The 17,912-nt window shown below is 43.9% G+C and carries 14 protein-coding genes; 9 read left to right on the forward strand and 5 right to left on the reverse strand.

What is annotated here, in order from left to right:
- Positions 1–16 precede the first annotated feature (16 nt).
- Positions 17–2,056 carry a glycogen debranching protein GlgX gene (gene glgX / locus C1X04_RS12820; RefSeq protein WP_137170158.1) on the forward strand — a complete coding sequence of 680 codons (2,040 nt, stop codon included), beginning with the start codon at positions 17–19 and terminating at the stop codon, positions 2,054–2,056.
- 14 nt (positions 2,057–2,070) lie between these two features.
- On the opposite strand, the gene C1X04_RS12825 is transcribed toward glgX, so the two are convergent.
- Together C1X04_RS12825 and C1X04_RS18790 are read right to left on the reverse strand one after the other, a co-directional pair.
- Positions 2,071–3,642, reverse strand: coding sequence for a methyl-accepting chemotaxis protein (locus C1X04_RS12825; protein ID WP_137170159.1), 1,572 nt, complete (start codon positions 3,640–3,642; stop codon positions 2,071–2,073).
- A 27-nt stretch (positions 3,643–3,669) separates the two neighbouring features.
- On the reverse strand, positions 3,670–3,798 hold the full coding sequence (locus tag C1X04_RS18790) for a hypothetical protein (protein WP_281270052.1): 129 nt from the start codon (positions 3,796–3,798) through the stop codon (positions 3,670–3,672).
- A gap of 143 nt (positions 3,799–3,941) precedes the next feature.
- On the opposite strand from C1X04_RS18790, the gene C1X04_RS12830 reads away from it, so the two are divergent.
- From C1X04_RS12830 to C1X04_RS12845, 4 genes are all read left to right on the forward strand, one after another.
- Complete coding sequence (locus C1X04_RS12830; protein WP_137170160.1) at positions 3,942–4,592, forward strand: 2OG-Fe dioxygenase family protein; 651 nt, start codon at positions 3,942–3,944, stop codon at positions 4,590–4,592.
- Between the two features lie 151 nt (positions 4,593–4,743).
- Positions 4,744–5,991 (forward strand): response regulator, encoded by a 1,248-nt coding sequence (locus C1X04_RS12835; protein WP_254682265.1) that lies wholly within the window; start codon positions 4,744–4,746, stop codon positions 5,989–5,991.
- A gap of 185 nt (positions 5,992–6,176) precedes the next feature.
- Complete coding sequence (locus tag C1X04_RS12840) at positions 6,177–7,181, forward strand: serine/threonine protein kinase (RefSeq protein WP_137170161.1); 1,005 nt, start codon at positions 6,177–6,179, stop codon at positions 7,179–7,181.
- Positions 7,178–9,151, forward strand: a complete 1,974-nt coding sequence (locus C1X04_RS12845) for an ATP-dependent DNA helicase RecQ (protein WP_137170162.1) — start codon at positions 7,178–7,180, stop codon at positions 9,149–9,151. Before C1X04_RS12840 ends, C1X04_RS12845 begins: the two co-directional genes overlap by 4 nt.
- Here C1X04_RS12845 and C1X04_RS12850 read toward each other — a convergent pair.
- The 3 genes from C1X04_RS12850 to C1X04_RS12860 form a co-directional block, all read right to left on the reverse strand.
- Complete coding sequence (locus tag C1X04_RS12850) at positions 9,126–9,524, reverse strand: VOC family protein (RefSeq protein ID WP_137170163.1); 399 nt, start codon at positions 9,522–9,524, stop codon at positions 9,126–9,128. The two genes, C1X04_RS12845 and C1X04_RS12850, sit on opposite strands and share 26 nt — an antisense overlap.
- An 84-nt stretch (positions 9,525–9,608) precedes the next feature.
- On the reverse strand, positions 9,609–9,935 hold the full coding sequence (locus tag C1X04_RS12855) for a GIY-YIG nuclease family protein (RefSeq protein WP_368073950.1): 327 nt from the start codon (positions 9,933–9,935) through the stop codon (positions 9,609–9,611).
- Positions 9,936–10,055: 120 nt separating this feature from the next.
- The gene (locus C1X04_RS12860) at positions 10,056–10,265 is read right to left on the reverse strand and encodes a DUF1127 domain-containing protein (protein ID WP_110573909.1); all 210 of its coding nucleotides are present in this window, start codon (positions 10,263–10,265) and stop codon (positions 10,056–10,058) included.
- 242 nt (positions 10,266–10,507) lie between these two features.
- Between C1X04_RS12860 and C1X04_RS12865 the strand changes: the two genes are divergently transcribed.
- From C1X04_RS12865 to C1X04_RS12880, 4 genes are all read left to right on the forward strand, one after another.
- Positions 10,508–11,956, forward strand: a complete 1,449-nt coding sequence (locus tag C1X04_RS12865; RefSeq protein ID WP_137170164.1) for a PLP-dependent aminotransferase family protein — start codon at positions 10,508–10,510, stop codon at positions 11,954–11,956.
- Positions 11,957–12,092: 136 nt separating this feature from the next.
- Positions 12,093–13,469 carry a TolC family protein gene (locus tag C1X04_RS12870; RefSeq protein ID WP_137170165.1) on the forward strand — a complete coding sequence of 459 codons (1,377 nt, stop codon included), beginning with the start codon at positions 12,093–12,095 and terminating at the stop codon, positions 13,467–13,469.
- On the forward strand, positions 13,469–14,650 hold the full coding sequence (locus C1X04_RS12875; RefSeq protein WP_137170166.1) for an efflux RND transporter periplasmic adaptor subunit: 1,182 nt from the start codon (positions 13,469–13,471) through the stop codon (positions 14,648–14,650). The genes C1X04_RS12870 and C1X04_RS12875 overlap by 1 nt, the downstream gene beginning before the upstream one ends.
- On the forward strand, positions 14,650–17,862 hold the full coding sequence (locus C1X04_RS12880; protein ID WP_137170167.1) for an efflux RND transporter permease subunit: 3,213 nt from the start codon (positions 14,650–14,652) through the stop codon (positions 17,860–17,862). Before C1X04_RS12875 ends, C1X04_RS12880 begins: the two co-directional genes overlap by 1 nt.
- Positions 17,863–17,912 lie beyond the last annotated feature (50 nt).

Here is a 17,912-nt window from a genome sequence, read left to right on the forward strand (position 1 = left end):
GCATCTAGAGGTCTTCATGAACCAAGCGTACCAAGTTTCCAATGGCTCTTCTTTTCCTTTAGGTGCAACGGTCACGGAGCATGGCGTTAATTTCGCTGTTGTGTCTGAAGATGCTCATCAACTGTATCTATGCTTATTTGACCCAGATGGCAAAGAACAAGAGCCAATACCATTTATCAATAAGCACAAAGGTATTTGGCACATGGAAGTGCTTGGCTTAAAGGAAGGTCAACAGTATGGGCTACGAGCCAAAGGTGACTTCAAACCAGAACAGCAGCTGCTATACAATGAACAAAAGCTACTGATTGATCCTTACGCGAAAGCGCTTAGCGCAAAGCTTATCTGGCACGAAGACCAAGCCGCGATCACCAAAGAGGGCCAAGTACACCAAAGCGATTCCGCCCATTGCGTACCTAAATCCATTGTACGAAATATCAAACCGCTGCCGGAGCGCCCTGCTCGCGTCAATGTCACCCCTTCTAGCCGCGCCTTGTACGAATTGCATGTCAAAGGATTCAGCAAAAACCTGCCGATTGAAAGCGAACTACAAGGGACTTATTTAGGCGTTATCTCCTCGGCTGGTATCGAGCATTTAAAAAATCTAAATATCACCACCATCCAGCTGATGCCATGCTTTAGCTTTATGACAGAGCGTCATCTTCAGCAATTAGGGCTCAACAATTATTGGGGATATAACCCGATTAGCTTTTTTGCAGTGGAGCCCAGTTACGCAATAAAAGACCCTATTACTGAATTCCAACAAATGATAGACGGACTTAGACAAGCGGGTTTTGAAGTGATTTTAGACGTGGTTTACAACCACACAGCGGAAAGCGAACTTGACCAATCTAGCGTATGTTATCGAGGTTTAGACAATGCTCGGTATTATCGACATAAAGACGGACAATATCTGAATTACACTGGCTGTGGCAATTGTGTTGATACTTATAACCCCACAAGCATCCGTTTGATTTGCGACAGTATGCGTTATTGGGTTGAGATAATGGGTGTGGATGGTTTCCGCTTTGATCTAGGCGTTGACCTAGGCCGAACTAACCATGAATTTTCAGCAAAAGCCCCCTTGCTGCAAGCCATTCTGCAAGACCCTGTTTTAAGCGAAACCTGCTTGGTAATGGAACCTTGGGATATTGGTCCAAATGGCTATCAAGTAGGGCAATTTCCACGAGGTTTTCTGGAATGTAACGATCAATATCGGGATACTGTTCGCCGTTTTTGGCGTGGTGACCGTGGCTCCGTTCCTGAATTCGCTACTCGCCTAATGGGATCAAGAGACTACTTTCATAAAGGCCAAAAAAGCGCGCTTAATTCGGTCAATTACATCACCTACCATGACGGCTATACAATGAAAGACTTAGTGTCTTATCATCACCGTCACAACCTCGCCAATATGGAAGAAAATCGGGATGGCCATGGCGATAATATTAGCCAGAACTTTGGCGCGGAAGGTGAAACAGATGATAAAGCGATTCAAGAAAAACGCCTAAATCAGCAGCTTTGCTATATGGCAACATTATTGTTGAGCCAAGGCACTCCGCATATTTTGGGTGGTGACGAGTTGTCTCATACACAGCAAGGCAATAACAACGCTTATTGCCAAGATAACGAGATCACTTGGCAGCATTGGCAGGACGCTAACAGCGAAATAACGGATGCTAGAAAAGCCATTCAAGACACCATATCAACCTTGATAACCTTGCGCAAAACCTACCCGATCTTGGCGGAAATACGCTTAGAAGACGACCCGCTTTATCAGCATACATCAGCAGACAAGATTCACTGGCTCAACGAACACAGCGAAGCAATGACGATCGAAAATTGGGCTGACGATCAACGTCGCTTTATTGCGCTCACACTCACGCCTTCTGATCACTCAAATACATTCTGGATCGTATTCTATAATGATGATTCACCGCTTAGCGTGCCATTCCCAGACGCAAACAGCGACCTAGAAGTGCTTTATCAGACACCCGGGTTATCCATCGCGAGCAACGAACTTCATTGCGCCTATCGCGGTGTATTTATCGGCCGATTTTAAAGAGCCTATAAGCCTCAAGGCTCAGGCTTAAATCCCATTCTAAAACCACCCCAGTGTTTTCCATTTACAAAAATAGGCACAGAGAGGTCGTGGAGGATTTCACCGGTATCGCGTTTATAGGTTTGCAGTAAGAAGCTGTCTGTATGAGCGCCACATCGGCTACCAGTCGCATCATTAAAAATACGCTTAGAACGGTTGTTCACTAAATCTTTTTCATAATCACCAGTTAATGGCTGATTAAATTTGTTGTTATGGGTCGGGAAGTAACCATTCACATCCACCGCCCCTGCAAACATGACTTGCTGATATTTTTCTAATAAGGCCTCTTGCACCGTAGGGAAAAACTGATCACTAAATGCATCATAAGATGTACTGTACTTTTGTGGATTCGTATTACTAATAGGTTGATAATCTCTGGAAAACACGGCTTGCTGAGTCAATTCACCTTTTTCAATCGCCTCTTCAAATAGACGGCCAATAGCGTGCGCTGCTGCTTTGGCTTCATTAAGCAATGTGGAGAAAAACAAAGAATCATTTACTTTATCTAATTCCCGAAAAACGACTTCTGCACCATTACTTAGGCCTGCCGCTTCTTTTGTTAATTGATCACTGCGCACTGAAATATCATGCAAAGAGTGACTAATACGAGAAATAGACCCGTTGATCTGAGTACTCGCCGTCCCTAGTTCTTCACCTGCACTCTCCACTTCAGACAGTACTAAAGAAGCATGCTGCACCTCTTTTGTTAACGATATAAAACGCTGAGTTTCCCCTAAGAGCGTCGACGATAGAGATTCTGTTAGTTCTTTTAATGACGACATTTCAAGGTTTGTTCGTTGGCTATTTTGACGAACATCGGTCAATAATCGTGAAATCTGTTCTGAGGCATCGGCACTTTTTCCCGCTAATGATCGCACTTCATCAGCCACCACCGCAAAACCTCGGCCCTGCTCACCTGCACGTGCTGCCTCAATAGCCGCATTAAGCGCCAATAGATTGGTTTGTTCTGAAACGGCTTTTATCACAGCGGTGATACTGTCTATGTCATCAGCACTTTTGGTTAATAGAGCCAGCTGTTCACTGGCAGTTTGTACCTTTTCGGTCAGCTCATGTATTTGCTCGGCACTTTGCGACAGAGCATTTTGGGCAATATGGCTAGATTTAGCGGTTTCAGTCATGGTGACAGCCAGTTGGCCCAGATTGGTTGATAAGGTTAACCCCGTTTCTGAAAGGGTGACAACGGCTTGCGTGATCTGCTCGCTGTCATCACTAGTGAAGTGAATGTCTTTACTTAAGGTATCAACAAAGTAAGAAACTTCCGCGGCTCCCATCGCCATTTTAGAGGTTGCATGAGTCACTTTCTGACTCATCTCTGACAGTGCATTCTCAGATGTCTTACCTTTTTCATGCGATTCATTAGATCTGGGATGAGAGCGATTACGATCACTTACAAAATTCGGAATAAGTAAGCAGACGGATAAGATAATGCCAACTAAAGCAAAGTATTGCGGTATAGAGCCTTGCAAGAAACCAAAAACAAACAGAGCCAAAAGCCCTAATGCTCCACCAAATCGGAAATAAGCCATCATCATCCCTTATTTTAATTGTTATTTTTATTTTCTAGTGTTTAACGACAACAAAGTAAGGTCAATACAAAACGAGACCCATAAGACTAAAGTCGTATCCCCTAATACTGCAGAACCGTCTACCAGCAACCTTGGTGAAGCGGCTTTGACAGACATAAAGCATCCCTAACATTAATTTTTACATATCATTCCCAGCGTTTTTCTCACGTTAGGGCTACACTAAAAAAATCGCCCACAAAGCGAATAACAATAAATAACGTTGTGCACGATCTGCCGACGATTAGCATGAGGACTACCCCATGATGACGAATAAACTCATTACAGAGCCTTTTTATCTTGAACTTGGCCAACTTAGCCCTGAAAGCGTTAACCACCTAACTCCTTCCTTTGAACAGTTACCACCCAATCCATATGCTGATGGCACGTTTCGCTTACGTCGCTATTCACGTTTTACGGTAGAACACGGTTCGCTACAGCGCCTTCCAGCAAAAGCGTTTGTACAAGATGAAAGCATTAATCATTTTCAAGGCAATGTTGTGCGTCAATATGAAGAAATAGATGACAAGACTGCGTGCGACCCAGCATTTATTGAGTTATTTCACTATTTTCAGCAAATGGCCAGTGTGTCTGATGGTACGCCAATTGAGGTACACCAATTACGTATTTTTGCCGATCATAAAAGTGCAGAAGTCGCCCCTGAAGGTATCCACCAAGATGGCTTTGATAGAATCGGTATTTACGTCATGCAGCGCCATAATATTGAAGGCGGTAATATCAATGTTCACCTAACAGAAAACAGTCCAGCATTAATGAGCCATAACTTTGATCATGGCGAATTTGTTGTCCTGAACGACCGTAAATTCTTCCATAGCGCACAGGCGATAAAGCCCATAAATGGCGAATTGGGATACATGGATATTTTTGTTCTCACAGCAAATATAGTGCATTAAATAATGAACAGGTTTAAGACCCTTAATTTTCCAACTTTACTGAACTAAAGTGCTTTGTAGCTCCCCTAAAACGTGGTATAAAACGCCGCTTGTAACTTTTTGTAAATATTCACGTTGTTTTGTAAGCACTCAAGCTAGGGAAAGTTAATCTGTGACAGGTACACCCACAAAAAATGCCAAAGCGGTCAAAGAAGATGTCAGCAAGAAGACCGTCTTAATTATTGAAGACATGAATGAAATGCGCCTAATGCTGAAATCTATGATGCTTTCTTTAGGCTATACAAACATAGAACTTGAAGCCTCTGGGCAAAGCGCGCTTAAACGCATGGAAGCGAAAAGCTTTGATATTATTCTTTCTGATTATAACCTTGGTGGCCAAATTAACGGTCAACAAGTGTTAGAAATATCTAGAAAAAACAATCTGCTCAGCCACTCCAATATTTTCATCATGATCACCGCAGACACAGGTTATGATAGCGTGGCGAGCGCCCTAGAACACAGACCTGACAGCTATATGGTGAAACCCTTCACGCCATCAACGTTGCATCGAAGACTAGACCGTATAAAGAAACAAAAGAGCATCTTTTCGTCTGTGTATGAAAGTCGAAACAACGACAATTATGAAAAGATGGAAAAAGAAGCCAAAAGCATCATGAACAAATATCCCCAATATCGCAATTTATGCCTAAAGGCAATTGGGGAATCGCTACTTTCTAGAGCAGACTATAAAGCAGCCAAAATACACTACATGGGAGTGCTCAAGGAGAACAAAGAGCTTTCTTGGGCGCACTTTGGTGTTGCTCAATGTGACTTAAGTTTACAGCAGCCAATGTCTGCGATAGAGAACCTAGAAAAAGCCATTAATATTAGTCGTCACTTTCTACCCGCTTACGATAACCTTGCTGATGCCCATGAAGAATTAAGAGACTTCAAAGGGGCCCAGAAAGCCATGGCAAAAAGCTTAGAAGTATCACCTAGATCCTTGGCAAGAACCAAACGCCTTGGAAAGCTGAGCATTAAAATAAAAGACTGGAAAACGGCTGAACAAGCTTATTCACGAGTCATTCGTTTAACAAGAAACACTCAGCATGAAAAAATAGAATACTATTATGAGCATCTAAAATGCCTTATTGCGATCCAGGAAAATGACGCTCAAGATCCGCAAATTGCAGAGAAGCTAAAACGCTCTTTGACAAGGTTACGACAGTTAGGGAAAGACAACCCAACTGCCGTTACGAACTCTTTCCGTGTAGAAGTTCAACAGTACCTACACCGTTCGCGTCGAGAAGATGCTATTAAATCTTGGAAGCAATGGAAGCAACTCATCGCGTCAGGAAAAGCCTCATCAATCACACGAGAACAAGAGCTAACCTTACAAAGAAAACTAGGCATCGCTTAATGTCCAAAAGGGATCAAAAAGGAACAAACACTTTTTGATCTCTATCGTTTTTCATATCAACAACCACGCCTCTGATCTTTCAAGTACGCAAAAACACGCGCTAAAAAAGCAACTCGGCTTGCTATAATCCAAACACATCGTTATGGTCATCGACATTTCTTTTTTTAGCATCAGAGTACTCCTTTATGACGGCACCCCATTCTTTCTCAACGCTTGTTCCTGATGTCATCTTAGATGCGGTGGAATCCACCGGTTTGTGGAGTGATTCACGTATCTACCCACTTAACAGTTACGAAAACCGTGTATACCAAATTGGGATCGAAGACAGCTCCCCTGTTATTGCAAAATTTTATCGCCCTGAACGCTGGAACGAAGCGCAAATTCAGGAAGAACACCAAACCCTACTCAAACTGAAAGCGGCCAGTGTTCCTGTAGTGGCACCATTAGAATTTAATGGCGCTAGCTTGTTTCAGCATAAAGACATGTATTTTTGCCTATATCCAAGATTGGTTGGACAACACCCTGAAGCGGACAATTTAGATCAGCTATATCAACTTGGCGAACTGATTGGAAAGCTTCATCAAGCCTTATCAACAACAATGTTTAAAGAGAGACTGAACGTTTCTCCGCTAGCACAAATGGATGTGGCAGCAAATCAAATTTTAACAGGCAACACGCTTCTCAAAGCCCCTCTGCCAAAGGCATTACAGCTACCAGAAAAGCTTAAACCCTTATATATAAAGCAAATTGCTAGGTTAAGAGAATTAAGTGAGACAAGAATCCAAGCATACTGGCCCACTCAACTTAGACCCATCCATGGTGACAGTCACCGCAGTAACCTCATGCTTCATGAGGGACAATTTCATTTATTGGATTTTGATGATTGCCAAAATGGCGTTGCCGTACAAGACTTATGGCTACACATCACTCAAACAGAAAACCCTAGACAACAATTGAGTGAGATTATCGAAGGTTATGAATCTTATCTGCCTTTTGAAACGCGTGAATTGGATTTGGTGGATGTATTCAAAAGCGTTCGCGTGATCAGCTATGCCGCTTGGCTACAGAGCCGCTGGCATGACCCTGCATTCGTCAAAGCGTTTTCATGGTTTGGTTCTGAAGAATATTGGATAAACCATTTAAACGAGTTAAAAAGTTGCGAATTGGAATGGGGGCAAATTTCTCGATGATCTCATTAGAGCAAAACCTGCATTCACTCTTTGGCTTTGGTGAGTTCCGTGAGGGGCAACAGCAAACAATTGAACAACTCTTATCTGGGCACTCTTCTTTGGCGGTTTTTCCAACAGGGTCGGGTAAATCCTTATGCTACCAATTTACAGCAACACAACTACCACACTTAACCCTAGTGATCTCGCCATTAATTGCCCTGATGCATGATCAATTAGCCTTTCTGTCATCAAAAGGTATCAATGCAGCCTGTTTGGATTCCAGTCAGAGCAAAGATGAAAGCCAGGAAGTCATGTCTGGCGTCCAAGACGGCTCGATAAAAATCTTGATGATTTCTGTTGAACGCTTTAAAAACGAGCGTTTTCGCCGCTTTATTAAACACATCCCTATTTCTATGTTGGTTGTGGATGAAGCACATTGTATTTCTGAATGGGGTCATAATTTCCGGCCGGATTATCTAAAGCTGCCCTCTTATCAACAAGAGTTAGCTATTCCTTTGGTGCTATTGTTAACCGCAACCGCAACACGTCGGGTTCAACGTGATATGGCGCAAAAATTCGCTATTCACCCAGAACACATAGTGCAAACGGGGTTTTACCGCCCAAACTTAGACATCGACCTGATTGCTGTCGACAGTAGCAACAAACTAACGACCTTAAAAAGCCAAATCGACGACACCCAAGGCGCGGGCATCGTGTACGTAACTCAGCAGAAAACGGCCGAAGATGTGGCTCGCCATTTACAAACCAGCGGCTACTCTGCGACGGCTTATCACGCTGGATTAGACAGTGAGACGCGACGCACTATTCAAGCCGATTTTATGGCTGGTAAAACGCGCATCATAGTCGCGACCATCGCGTTCGGTATGGGCATAGACAAAGCCGATATCCGTCTCGTTGTGCATTTTGATTTACCAAAATCCATTGAAAACTACAGCCAAGAAATTGGCCGTGCAGGTCGAGATCGTCAACCAAGCCGCTGCGTACTACTCGCCAGCCTTGAAGGCCTGAGCACACTCGAAAACTTTGTCTATGGCGATACACCAGAACCGCAAAACATAGATACACTGCTCAACAGTATTACAGAGCAAACCACTCAGTCTACACACTCTTACAATAGCACTCAGTCATTGTGGGAAACGCAGTCATACAGCTTATCTATGCAGACCAACATCAGAGCTTTGCCATTAAAAACACTGTTGGTACAGCTCGAATTGCTCAACGTGCTGACGGCCAAGTACACCTATTATTCTGATGTCAGATTAAAATGGGAAGGCGACCGAAACGAATTTGCTAACCGTATTCCCGACGAATGGCAAGCAGCCTACCAAGCATTATTGAAAGGCATTCAATATAAAAAAATTTGGGGCACACCTGATTTTGACAAGCTATTTAACGAAGCAGGATTGTCACGAGGCGATGTACTAGAAATATTAGAATACGCTGCAGATAACAATGTCCTGACACTAGAAAGTAAAGGCTTAACCGACGTCTATGAAGTGCATACTGAGCACTTTCATCACCAAACATTGGCCAGCCAACTGCATCATTATGTAGAAGAAAAACAAAACGCTGAGATTGCAAGAATCGCCACCATGATTCGCTTTTTCCAGCTAGATCGCTGCTTAAATAATAATCTAGCACGATACTTTGGTGATCAGCATGCACCTGAGCATTGTGGCCATTGCTCAGTTTGCAGAGGAAACATTTTGGTATTTGCGCCACCAGCACAACAGGGAGCAGAAGCTTGGAGCAATATGACAGAATACGTTAGAGAATTTACCCACTACCTCAGTAGCAAAAGCCCAACCACTCAGGTTACTGCGGTGTTAATCACTCGTTTTCTGACGGGGTTAATACAGCCTATTTTTACGAAAGTGAAAGCTCGTCAACTAAGTGGGTTTGGCGTTTATGAGGAAAAGAGTTATTCATCTGTGCTTGACGCGGTTACTCAACTTCTTGGCCATCATTAAGTGGCTCTTCGTAGACACTTACTTCAATGAGATTATTATCAAGATCATTAAAATAAACAGACTGAATTGGCCCTTGTGCTCCAGATTTAGACACGGGGCCTTCAAGAATAGTGACATTATTGGCTTTTAGATGAGTAATCACTTCGTCTAACGACCAGTTCGTTATTAAACATACATCACCAGACCCTTCCATTGCATGATTTCTTAGCTCTTGCCCAAGCACTTGGAAATTGATTTTTTGCTGGCCAAAGCGCACAGCCTTTCTTCCATTAGCAAAGGTAAATGATTCAAGTTTAAGTACAGATTCATAAAAAGCGACTGCTCTGTCTATATCCGCCACAGTTAAAACAATGTGGTCAATGTGGCTAATCATCACCCCTTGCCTCCCTTTGAAAGACCAATTAATGATTTAACATGCTACGAATGATTTCTTAGAAAAACAAGCGCAAAAAACCCTTTATTCGTCTGTTTGTTGGTGCAAATCAACCAGCTTAATGCCCCCATCAATTAAGCCCTGTTTTTGACGGCGGTTTAGCTTTTTCACTCGATATTCCAGTATTAATGCCTCACTCTTTGAACCGACAGACTGAGACCAAACCAGCTCTAGCGGCCCCTTCCCTCTAAGATACCGAGCCGCACGTTTACTGCTGCCAGAATGCTCTTTAAAACGGCGCTCCACATCCGTGCTGATACCAGTATAAAGCGTGTTTAAACGAGTCTTTATCATATAAAGACTCCATTGAGCTTCTGTTAAAGACGCTTTCTGCTCTTTATTTTCTTTCACCTTATGCCCTTTCAACGCTTAGTAACTCACCATCAACTGCCAATCATTAAAAACAATGTTGATGCGGTCGCTGTCCCCATTGTTAGATTAAACAAATCCCCAGCAATGACAAGGAGCCATCTATCCTTGCGCCCTCCTAGCGTTTTTCACCCTCAACACAACATCACGCAGTAGCTGCAAGAAAGTTGCTTGGGACACTTCTATTTGTTGGCGCTCTTTGGTCATGCCAATGTCATTAAGTTGCTCTGCGCTAAGTTTTGCAAGCTTTTTACGTGTTTGAAAACGCTCAATACTTTGCTGAATACAAACAAATAAGCTAACGATTAACATAACCTTCTCCTTCTGAGTGGCACCCTGCAATACGTCATAGGTGCTATGTGTATGAGTAACCACTTTAAGAGAAGACAGAAAACCAATACAGCCTCAGAAAACCACTTTAATAAACATACAGATCCCCATTCAATTCGCCTGTATGGCAAAATAACCTCAAATCTGTATGGTAATTTACCACTGTTTATCTTTATATAATCAATACAGACACAGAGACACACAGAAGCTTCAAAGGAAAGACCATGACACTGTATCAAAAGCTTGCGACTCGCCTGCGTGAACACATACAGCATGACTTTTATAAGTCTGGCGATAAATTACCTTCAGTACGACAATTGGCGCAAGAACATGGCGTGAGCATTTCTACCGTGCAAGAAGCCTATCGTCAGCTTGAACAGGAACAGCTTGTTGAAGCTCGTCCGAAATCTGGCTACTTTGTCTGTATACCCAAAAAGGATAATTTACCCAGTATTTCTCGCCCCCCTCAGCGCCCTTTGGAAGTCTCCCAATGGGAAGAAGTGCTCAACATGTTAATGAATCGCAGTGGCAACAAAGGAGTGCAGTTGCAACACGCCATGCCTGACATGAAAGCCTCAACCTTAAAGCCTCTGCTAAAGACCTTATCTGACTTAACAAAACAGAAACCAGAATTGGGGCTAGGTTATTCGGACGTTAGAGGATCAAAGGAACTGCGCATGCAACTTTGCCGTCTAACGGTAGCCTCTGGTTGCCAACTTCACCCAGACGATATCGTCGTCACATCTGGCTGCCAAGAAGCGCTATCCGTTTGCTTACGAGCGGTGACAGAACCTGGCGATATTATTGCTATTGAATCTCCAAGCTTTTATGGTTCCATGCAGGCGATTAAAGCCGCTAACTTAAAAGCCATGGAAATCCCCACTCACCCAGAAACAGGGATAAGTCTAGAAGCCCTAGAACTCGCGCTTGATCAATGGCCTATCAAAGCGATTTTTGTGACTCCCACCTGCAACAATCCAATGGGATACAATATGCCCGAGGAGAAAAAGGAACAGCTGTACCGACTGGCGCAAAGTTACGATATTGCCATCATTGAAGACGATATTTATGGGGATATTTCCTATCAATTTCCTCGTCCCAAAGCAATCAAAGCCTTTGACCAAGATGGTCGCGTATTACTCTGCTCGTCTTTTTCCAAAAGCATTGCGCCGGGAACGAGAGTTGGCTGGATTGCGCCTGGACGTTATCGAGATAAAGTCACTCATATAAAATATGTCAGCAGTTCTATGTGTCCCGTTCTCCCGCAACTGGCAATCGCAAAATTTATCCGTATAGGTAGCTATGCCAAACACATACGCCAGATGAGACAGAACTACGAACAACAACGCGATCACATACTCAATGCGATCAAAATACATTTCCCCAGTGACACCAGGGTCAGCTTCCCCGTTGGGGGCTTCATTTTGTGGGTTGAGCTTCACCCAAGTATCGATACGATGAAACTCGTCGAACGTTGCCGCGAAGAAGGCGTAAACTTTGCTCCTGGGCCATTATTTTCAGCAACAGGCAAATATCGTAACTGTTTTCGGTTAAATTTCAGTGAACAAAATAAAGAAAAAAGAGAATGGGCAATAAAGAGGTTGGCCGCTATTTTGCAAGATTCCGACACTAGGATAAAACACAGTGCGCCAGAGACGTCTGTATTGATATAAGATCGAATGTAAAGAAACGCAAATACTCTTAAGGCATTAATTTAAAGGCGACATAATCTTAAAAAGCAAACACTGGATGTATCAAACTAGCGTATAAACACAACATCGACTAGGCCCTTTTCACTAGGATAATTTAATGCTTAAACGGTCTTTCTTAACCATCACAATACTGAGCCTAAGCTTGATGCTAGCCGCCTGCAGCAGTTCACAACAACGTGAAGACTATGCTGATAAAGCGCAACAAGAATTAGACTCCGTGAGCGAATCAACAAGCTCACAATGGCAGTCAATGGACGACGTTGCTCCGACCAGTTATTTGACCGACCTCATAAAAGACGAACAACTTGATGAGCTAATACACAAAGCACTCGCAGCAAACCCAAGTTTGCAGAAAACTCAGCTTACCTTAAAAGCGAGTTTATGGAGCCTGAGTTCCCAGCAAGGGAACTCACTGCCCAGCGTGGAAGCAGGTTTATCAGGCAATAAAACCGAAGGCAGCGACACCGCCTATAAAGCAAACCTAGGCATAAGCTGGGAACTGGATTTATGGCAAAAGTTGGCTCAGTCTGAACAAGCTTCAGCAAAATCGCTTGCCAGTGACGAAGCGCTCTATCAGGCCAGCCGCGATACATTAGTGGCGAATGTGATAAAATCCTGGCTCTCCATTACAGCCAAACAACACGCGATAGAAATCGAGCAGAAACGTTTAGCCTTATTGCAATCAAATGAAAAACTGATCCTAAGACGCTTTAGAAATGGCTTAGGGACACTAGAAGAAATGGATGAATCCCGCACCGCCACCTCTCAATCCAAAGCAGATTTAATCGAATACCAAGAAGATCTGGCGATTGAAAAACGTAATTTGCAGCTGTATCTCGGAGAAAATCGGCTTCCCAGCTTTATTGCCAACCCACAATATCCCCGAGTTATTCTGAGCTTAAACGAGCTGCCTCAACAGAGCTTACAGCGCCGACCAGACTTAAAAGCCGCCTACCTTGCCATTGAAGCCGCGGATTTAAGTACATCGGTAGCCTACAAAGATATGCTCCCTAGTATCAGTTTAAGCGCGACATTAAGTGACACAGCGTCATCTCCTAGTGCCGCCTTATTCGGTTCTCCTATTTGGTCTTTACTCGCCCAAATTACCCAACCTATTTATCAGGGAGGGCAACGAAAAGCGGCGGTAGAAATTGCTAAATTGGAAACGGCTCAAGCGTATCAAAACTACCGAGAAACTCTGCTCACTGCAGTCAATGACATCGAGAATACGCTAGGTCAAGAACGCGTATTATCCCAACAAGTCCTGCACATAAAAGACGCCTTAAATAGCGCTCGAAAGAACTTAACTCAATATGAACAAAAGTACCGCTCTGGTTTGGTTGAACTAAGCGATTTAATCAATGCCCAAACCACAGCATTTAACTTAGAAGCGCAGTTAGACAACTTAATTTATCAGCAACTATCCAATAGAGTCGATTTAGGGCTCGCACTCGGGCTTGGAGTAAAACCTTAATGAAACATCTTTCACAGTGGATCACCTTATTATTAGCGGGCGCTGCGATTGCCGGTGTGTATGTCTATGTCACCAGCGCCATGGATGCGCAAAAAAATAGAGTGCGAACACCACGACCTGCCGCACCAGAACAAGCCCTTGAGATTACCACCATCACAGCCGAAGCTGGCAGTTATGCTGCGACCATTACGGCATCTGGGATAGTCAAAACACGCTATGCATTGACCATGACCAGCCAAGTCAGTGGTGAAATCACTCGCTTATCAAATCAATTTGAACCTGGGCAAGTCATCAGCAAAGGGCATGTGTTAGCACAGTTGCAAAACACAGAGCTAAACAGCAATGTTGCCAGCGCAGAAAATGCTCTAGCGGCGGCAAACCTCGCGTTAAAAGAAGAAATGCGCCAAGGTGAACAAGCCAGAGCCGAATGGGAAGCGGCTGGCTTTAAGGGGGATCCAGACTCTGATCTAGTGCTAAGAATGCCACAACTTGCCGCGGCCAAAGCCGAGCTTGATGCTGCCAAGGCCGCGTTAGACAATGCAAAAGCTAAACTGCAACACACAAAACTAACGGCTCCATTTAATGCCTTAGTGGTGACTCGCGAAGCCTCACTTGGCTCATACATTAGTTCTGGCAGTGAAATTGGTACGCTTTACAGCACCGATCGTGCAGACATAAAAATCGATTTATCCAACAACGACTGGATGAAACTCCCTGATATGAACACTCTGCTAAGCAGTGATTGGCCTGTACAAATTTCAAGCATGGATAAACAGGACACATGGCAAGGCAAGATTCTTAGTGTCAATCAACATATCGATGAAACCACCCGAATGCGCAGTCTATTGGTTAGCCTGGACAATCCTTTGAGCCAAACGCCTATTTTACTGCCAGGGTCATTTGTTGAAGTTTCCATTAAAGGCAAACAACTGAATAACCTATGGAAACTCCCCAATACTGCGCTTAGCCAAAAAAGTGAAATCTGGTATATAGACGAAGACAGTCGTCTTGCCGCGTTTGAAACCACACCGCGTTTTGTCGATTCCAAATACGTTTATATCCAAGTACCGCCCCACATGCTTGACGCTTCTTACCAAGTGATTGTTCAGCCCTACAACAGCTATTTAAAAGGCACCCTAGTGAAGTCACTGAACCTACCAGCCAATAAAGGCGCGCAATAATGACTCCTATTGATCAACCCAAAGGCATTATTCCATGGTTTGCGAATAACCCTGTTGCGGCCAACCTATTGCTTATTTTGGTCATTAGCCTAGGCGTTCTGAACATGGGCTCCATTAACAAAGAGGCCTTTCCAAGCTTAACGCCAAATCGCATTGCAATTTCAGTCAGTAACGACAGTGGCTCAGCAAAAGAGAACGAAGAAGGCATCGCTATTCCGTTAGAAAAAGCGCTGCAAGGTGTATCAGGTATTAAAAATATCACCACCTCCTCTACAGCCAAGTCCACCAGCACCACCATCGAAATGCTGGACGGCTATGATATCGACACGCTATTTGACGATGTGAAAGACAAGGTTGCCCAAATTTCTTCCTTTCCTGATGAAGCAGACCCAGCAGTGGTCAGTAAAGCAACACGGGAAGAGCACGCTATTTGGATTCAATTATACGGTGACGCAGATCGACGAACGCTTCAAAAGCTAGTCAGCGAACTGGAATCCGATTTATTGGCAAACGAAAACATCAGTTCGACCTCAATATCTGGTTGGCTAGATCCAACCATCATGATTGAACTCGACAAGAATGCTTTAGAAACCTATGGGCTTACCTTGTCGGACATAGCGACAGCCATCAACGCTGAGTCATCGCCAGCCCAAGTCGCCACACTGCGTGATGAAGCTATCTACCTCACCATTAGTGCCTCAGAGCAAGCGTATATGAAAAGCGAATTTGCTCGCATTCCAGTGCAATATAACAGCTCAGGCGGAAAACTATTATTGGGTGATATTGCTACCATTCGCGATGCTTTCGATGAAGATGAATACGTATTGTCACGTTTTAATCGCCAGAACAGCTTAGGTATACAAGTATTAACCACAGGCAATAGTGATATTTCTAACTCTGTTGTAGGGGCAAAAGCAGTAATAGAAGAATGGCAAAACAGCGGACGCTTGCCAGCCAATGTAACACTGGGTACTTGGTATGACCGGAGTGAGTCTATTAATCAGCGCCTTGATTTGATGATAGGAAATGCCGTCACTGGCGTATTGCTGGTATTTATTTTATTAGCGATCTTTCTAAACGTTACCGTGGCATTTTGGGTTGCTATGGGGCTGCCTTTTATCTTTTTCGGCACCCTATTTTTCATGGGAACAGAAAGTGTCGGCCTGACCTTAAACATGTTCACCACGTTTGGCTTTATCATGGCGTTGGGCATAGTGGTCGACGATGCGGTTGTGGTTGGAGAAAGCGTGTACACGGTTCGCTCTAAAGAAGGCGATACCATAGGCAATACCATTAAAGGCACCATGATGGTAGCAGTGCCGACTCTTTTTGGGGTATTCACCACCGTTGCTGCATTTTGGGCGCTATCCAATATCGAAGGTCGTTTAGGTCAACTTTATGCTCAGTTTGCAACCGTGGTGGCAATTTGTTTGATCCTCTCTATCATTGAATCTAAGCTTATCTTGCCTGCTCACCTCGCCCACATAAACACCCAAAAATCCACTAAAACGAATCCACTATCTGGTGCATGGGCCATGGTCCAACGTGGAGCTGATTCTGGCTTACAGTGGTTCAGTAACCGTATTTATAGCCCCACTATAGAGCTCGCGCTTCATTATAGATACGCGGTTTGCGTGCTGTTTATCGCTGTTTTTATATTGGTTATTTCCATGCCATTTACTGGCGCGATTCGGATGAGTTTCTTTCCTCAAATTCCAGGGGATACTGTGCGCGGTACATTGACCATGTACAACGATGTCAGCTATGGACAGACGAACAAAACCTTATTCGAACTAGAACAAAAAGCCTACCAAGCAGACACTGTATTACGCAGTACGCTAACAAAAACCCAACCAAGCAATACCCAAGTAGCTGGAGAAACGCAAACACCCAAGGGTGATGTGGCCATTAAAAATATACAAGTCACCGCAAGCGGTGATCAATCCGGTAACATCCGCATAGAACTTGACGAGAATAGACCCTATACCTCGGCACAATTCGCCAGTAAATGGCAGCAACTTGCAGGCATGCCAGAAGGCGTAAAAAACCTGCGTATTCGTAGTGCTCGTGAAACAGTCGATGCATTAAAAATTGAACTGCGAGGCAATGATACCAGTGTCCTTGATGGCGCAATGGAAGAATTATTAACGCAGTTAGCCACACTTCCCGCTGTCACTGGGGTTGAGCAAAACAACACGCCAACCGAATCAAGGCTCATTTTAAAACTAACAGATCAAGGGCGCTTATTAGGTTTGTCTACCAGCGCTCTCGCTACTCAAGTAGCACGCAATTTTGACGGCCAAGTCGTACAAAAATACCAGCGTGATAATTCAGAAGTTGAAGTTCGCCTTGGCTACCCTAATGACCAAAAAGAATCTCCTGCTGCCGTCATGAATACCAAAATTGTTTTGGAAGATGGTACTCGGGTTCCTCTTTCTACCGTCGCCACATTGTCACAACAAGATGCTGAAACGCGTATTATCCGCATCGACGGCAAACGTTCTTTGTATTTGTCGGCCGAAGTCGATAAAGACACCATGTCATCTACCGAAGTGGTTGAATACTTACGAAATGCCGTGGTGCCACAGATGAAACGCCAGTTTGCTGGGGTTTCTATCTTCTTCTCGGGTGAGGCAGAGCAAAGAGAGAAAACACAATCGTCTATGTCCGAGATGTTTCTTATTGCGCTCTTAATTATTTATGGCCTGCTAGCCATTCCGCTAAAATCTTACTCGCAACCGCTTATCATTATGATGGCGATTCCATTTGGCATCATTGGTGCTTTGTTAGGCCATTGGATGAACAACTTAGCACTTGGGATCTTCTCTCTTAACGGCATACTTGCGCTAAGCGGAGTGGTGGTCAATGACAGTCTATTGTTAGTGTCTCGGTTCAATGACCTACGCTACGAAACGAGTCATGTTAAAAAAGCCATCAGCCTTGCTTGTCAAAGCCGTTTAAGAGCGGTTCTACTGACTTCTTTCACCACCTTTGCAGGCTTGATCCCTATTCTCGGGGAAACATCAAGGCAAGCACAGATGCTCATTCCTGCGGCGGTTTCTCTCGCTTATGGCATCATGTTTGCCACCGTTATTACGCTGATTTTAATCCCCGTACTGCTCATGATAAAAGAAGATATCCATCTGCTTATAAATCGATTAAAAAACAAGACAGTAGAAGTATTAGAGCCAATTAACGAAGGCAAAGAATAATAAAAGAAGACTCCTTGTCTTGGCCAGACAGGGAGTCTTTATGCTTATTT

The sequence above is a fragment of the Marinomonas sp. FW-1 genome, from assembly GCF_005222245.1.
In the GTDB taxonomy this organism is placed as follows: Bacteria; Pseudomonadota; Gammaproteobacteria; order Pseudomonadales; family Marinomonadaceae; genus Marinomonas; species Marinomonas alcarazii.

Coding starts and splice junctions, on each gene's coding strand:
- glgX (WP_137170158.1), top strand. CDS start 17: ATGAACCAAGCGTACCAAGTTTCCAATGGCTCTTCTTTTCCTTTAGGT.
- C1X04_RS12825 (WP_137170159.1), bottom strand. CDS start 3,642: ATGGCTTATTTCCGATTTGGTGGAGCATTAGGGCTTTTGGCTCTGTTT.
- C1X04_RS18790 (WP_281270052.1), bottom strand. CDS start 3,798: ATGTCTGTCAAAGCCGCTTCACCAAGGTTGCTGGTAGACGGTTCTGCA.
- C1X04_RS12830 (WP_137170160.1), top strand. CDS start 3,942: ATGATGACGAATAAACTCATTACAGAGCCTTTTTATCTTGAACTTGGC.
- C1X04_RS12840 (WP_137170161.1), top strand. CDS start 6,177: ATGACGGCACCCCATTCTTTCTCAACGCTTGTTCCTGATGTCATCTTA.
- C1X04_RS12845 (WP_137170162.1), top strand. CDS start 7,178: ATGATCTCATTAGAGCAAAACCTGCATTCACTCTTTGGCTTTGGTGAG.
- C1X04_RS12850 (WP_137170163.1), bottom strand. CDS start 9,524: ATGATTAGCCACATTGACCACATTGTTTTAACTGTGGCGGATATAGAC.
- C1X04_RS12860 (WP_110573909.1), bottom strand. CDS start 10,265: ATGTTAATCGTTAGCTTATTTGTTTGTATTCAGCAAAGTATTGAGCGT.
- C1X04_RS12865 (WP_137170164.1), top strand. CDS start 10,508: ATGACACTGTATCAAAAGCTTGCGACTCGCCTGCGTGAACACATACAG.
- C1X04_RS12870 (WP_137170165.1), top strand. CDS start 12,093: ATGCTTAAACGGTCTTTCTTAACCATCACAATACTGAGCCTAAGCTTG.
- C1X04_RS12875 (WP_137170166.1), top strand. CDS start 13,469: ATGAAACATCTTTCACAGTGGATCACCTTATTATTAGCGGGCGCTGCG.
- C1X04_RS12880 (WP_137170167.1), top strand. CDS start 14,650: ATGACTCCTATTGATCAACCCAAAGGCATTATTCCATGGTTTGCGAAT.